This window comes from Pseudomonas sp. 05N434, from assembly GCF_056396965.1.
This window is the reverse complement of record NZ_JBFTMK010001016.1, coordinates 1-670: the sequence shown is the minus strand read 5'-3', so window position 1 is coordinate 670 and position 670 is coordinate 1. Positions and strand designations below refer to the sequence as shown.

General features: G+C 48.8%; 1 pseudogene. It reads right to left on the bottom strand.

Going from position 1 to position 670, the window contains the following annotated elements:
* Positions 1 to 658 (bottom strand): annotated as a pseudogene (locus tag AC1DLB_RS31435) (hypothetical protein); the annotation flags it as partial.
* Positions 659 to 670 lie beyond the last annotated feature (12 nt).

Sequence of the window (670 nt, the reverse complement as noted above, 5' to 3'; positions counted from 1 at the left end):
GATAACTCTCATAATAACCAGGCTTAATAGTGCGTGTTGTTTTTACCGATGCGTTCAATGATCCCAGTTTTTCAATTACCCCATGACTGGACCGGGTGTTGCCTGGTGGAACTCCATGGGTATAGCTCTCTATATCAGTTGGCAAATTGTGGATTTTTTCGGCTTTGCTCAAACTGTTGATGTGATCGGTAAAGTCCAGTCTCGCAGGTTGTGCCAGCAGACCTTCTTTTTGCACAAGTGCTGCCAGTTGAGGGTTCTCCCTGCATTCACCGTGCAAGGTGAACAGTTCATAACAATACAACCGGCCTTCATATTTCGAGCACATCACGACGCCATAGCGACCCGTGGCTTCATCTTTGGCTTTCTGTTTTTCCTGAGGAAACAAATCGGGAGGCTGGATGATGGCAACCGAGGGCCGGATAGTGAAGAAAGTGACTTCACCGCATAGCAAACGAACCCGGTCAGCCGGCGGTAACGCCGACAAAGCCAGCTTGACAATACTGGCCATCGCTTTTTCCAATGGCGCATAAGCCTGGTCAAAACGACGTTTGAAAATCCCCTCCGTAGAGACCAGATTAGGCACAAGGTGCGGAAATCTCTGGTAGAGACTAGGGCTTCTTTTCAAATCCCAGTTCAGTGTCCCCAGATGGTTGGACATGTTGAGCTCTAC